The organism is Acidiphilium acidophilum, assembly GCF_033842475.1.
Lineage (GTDB): Bacteria > Pseudomonadota > Alphaproteobacteria > Acetobacterales > Acetobacteraceae > Acidiphilium > Acidiphilium acidophilum.
In genome coordinates this window covers 1-2,677 of sequence record NZ_JAWXYB010000007.1, presented here as the reverse complement: position 1 = coordinate 2,677, position 2,677 = coordinate 1, and the positions used below count along the sequence as shown (strand labels likewise).

Here is a 2,677-nt window from a genome sequence, read left to right as displayed (position 1 = left end):
ACGACCGCCCTGCGTGGATATCTGCGCTTTCTGGCCTCCGCCGATCTTTGTCGGCCGGGGCTTGAACACGCCGTGCCACACATTCCCCAATGGCGACTCTCATCATTGCCGCGCTATCTGTCGCCCGATGAGGTCGAGAGGCTGGTTGCTTCTTGTGACCTTCGTACCGGGCGAGGCGTCCGCGATCGAGCTATTCTGCTCCTCCTCGCGCGCCTGGGACTGCGCGCAGGCGACATTCTAGAGATGCGCCTGGGGGACATCGATTGGTCTTCAGCGACGTTGCGGGTGAAGGGCAAGGGACGCCGCGAGACCCGTCTTCCCATGCCCCAGGACGCCGGCGACGCCGTGCTCGGCTATCTCGATGGCGCGCGCCCTTTGGTCGATAGCGACCGCCTGTTCTTGAGGTCAAATGCGCCATTTCGGCCATTCGCATCGTCCCCCACGGTTTCCCACATCGTCGCTCTGGCTTTGAAGCGTGCCGGCATCGACAATCCCCCATCACACGGCGCCAACCTGCTACGGCACTCGGCGGCGACACATATGCTCCGCGGAGGCGCAACTCTCCAATCAGTGGGCGCCGTTCTGCGTCACAGGTCTTTGGACACCACAACCGTTTACGCCAAGGTTGATCTGAACATGCTGATGCAGGTCGCGCAGCCCTGGCCGGGAGATGTGGCATGCTGAGCGATGATCTTTCCCGTCATGTCGCGCTTCATGAGGTACTGGGCTTCAAATTCCGGACGCAGCGCATCTTGTTGCGCATGTTCGTGGCTTACGCGGAGCGCCACGGCGACAACTTTATCAAGAGCAATCGGGTAATCGCGTGGGCAGTCGAGGCGCCCTCCCCCGAGCAGCGACGCAACCGGCTTCTTACGGTGCGTCGATTTGCTATCGCTATGCACGCCGAGGACGGCGGCCACGAGGTGCCCGCCGCTGACGCGCTCGGTCGAGGCATCTTTCGGCGGACAAAGCCATACATTTATTCCGCCGAAGAGATTGGCAAATTGATGCAGCAGGCGGCTTCGCTTGGGCCCGCCGCCACGCTTCGACCGCTTACATACGTCACGCTGCTCGGCTTACTCGCCGCGACCGGCATGCGGATATCGGAAGCTCTCGCTTTGCGGCTCTCCGATGTCACCGACGACGGCCTGATCATCAACAAGACCAAGTTCAAGAAGAGCAGACTAATTCCGCTGCATCCTACGACGCGCGCCGCGATTGATCGGTATCTCTCGGCCCGCCTGCCGATCAGCACGTGCGCCGCTGTCCTGTTCGTATCTAACGCCGGAACTCCGCTTTGCTATGATACCGTCAGCGCGTTGTTCCGCCAGATCTCGCGCAAGATCGGGTTGCGGGGCGGGCCCGGCCAGTCGGGGCCGCGCATCCACGACCTGAGACATAGCTTCGCCGTGCGGTCGCTCGAACAGTGTCCATGCGATGACGACGCTGTATCGCGCCACATCCTCGCTCTCAGCACCTATCTCGGTCACGCCCACGTCAGCGATACCTATTGGTATCTTCAGGCCACGCCCGGCCTGATGGCACAGATCGCCGATGCCGGTGAAGACTTCGGCCGGACAGGTGTGATATGACCGCGCTCGCACCACCCCTATCCCTGTTTCTCGGCGAGCACCTGCCACGCGATCAGGGCGCCAGTCCTCACACCTGTGATGCTTATGCGTACAGCTTTCAACTTCTTGTGATATTCGCGGCGCGGCGACTTCACAAGAGGCCGTCGCGGTTGGAGGTCGAGGACATCGGTGTACCGATGATCCTGGCATTCCTCGATCACATCGAACAGGATCGCGGCAACACGGCGCGATCCCGCAATGCTCGATTGGCGGCGATCAGGTCGTTCTTCAGATTCATCGAGTATCGTGTGCCAGCCTGTCTCGATCAATCGCTTCGGGTCCGCGCGATCCCGATGAAGAAAACCGACGAAGCGTTGGTCGCTTCGCTGACCCGGGCGGAGATTCAGGCCCTGATCAACGCGCCGGATCCCAAGACTCTATCCGGCACCCGAGACCGTGCGATGCTCCATCTCGCCTTTGCGGCCGGACTGCGCGTCTCGGAGTTGGTCGGACTATGCCTAGATCAACTCGATCTGCAAAATCCTTGTACGATCCACGTGATGGGCAAAGGTCGTCGGGAGCGCGTGCTTCCACTGTGGAAGGAGAGCGTGGTCGCGCTCCGGGCTTGGCTTGCTGTCCGTCAGCAGCAGCAAGATGGGGCGCTATTTCTCAACGCCGCCGGCCGGGCCATGACCAGATCCGGATTCGAATACATCCTCGACAAGCATGTGGCCACCGCCGCCCTGCGCCTACCGTCCGTCGCGACCAAGCGAGTAACACCTCATGTTCTGCGTCATAGTTGCGCAATGCATATGCTGCAGGCCACGCACGACGTTCGGAAAGTAGCCCTGTGGCTGGGCCATGCCAGCCTCCAAAGCACCGAGGCCTACCTGCGCGCAGACCCCACCGAAAAACTCGAAGCATTGGGAGCCGCCGGCGGGCCGACGCTACAGCCAGGCAAGTTCAGACCGCCGGACAAGGTTATCGCCATGCTCACGGGGCAGCGGCAACACCAAAAATTATGCTGAGCAAAGGGGGCCGGATTCCAAGCGGTCCCCGCGTCGCCGGCTTAGGACTCTACATAATCATGCGCGCCGCATAACGAC

At 61.5% G+C, this 2,677-nt stretch carries 3 protein-coding genes; all 3 read left to right on the top strand.

The genetic code is table 11. The features are described from left to right. The coding region (locus SIL87_RS01710; RefSeq protein WP_319612558.1) for a tyrosine-type recombinase/integrase at window positions 1-684 on the top strand (684 nt) is incomplete at its 5' end. Beyond that, on the top strand, window positions 678-1,592 hold the full coding sequence (locus tag SIL87_RS01705) for a tyrosine-type recombinase/integrase (RefSeq protein WP_319612557.1): 915 nt from the start codon (window positions 678-680) through the stop codon (window positions 1,590-1,592). The genes SIL87_RS01710 and SIL87_RS01705, both read left to right, overlap by 7 nt. Beyond that, on the top strand, window positions 1,589-2,599 hold the full coding sequence (locus SIL87_RS01700) for a tyrosine-type recombinase/integrase (RefSeq protein ID WP_319612556.1): 1,011 nt from the start codon (window positions 1,589-1,591) through the stop codon (window positions 2,597-2,599). The genes SIL87_RS01705 and SIL87_RS01700 overlap by 4 nt, the downstream gene beginning before the upstream one ends. Window positions 2,600-2,677 lie beyond the last annotated feature (78 nt).

Coding starts and splice junctions, on each gene's coding strand:
- SIL87_RS01705 (WP_319612557.1), top strand. CDS start 678: ATGCTGAGCGATGATCTTTCCCGTCATGTCGCGCTTCATGAGGTACTG.
- SIL87_RS01700 (WP_319612556.1), top strand. CDS start 1,589: ATGACCGCGCTCGCACCACCCCTATCCCTGTTTCTCGGCGAGCACCTG.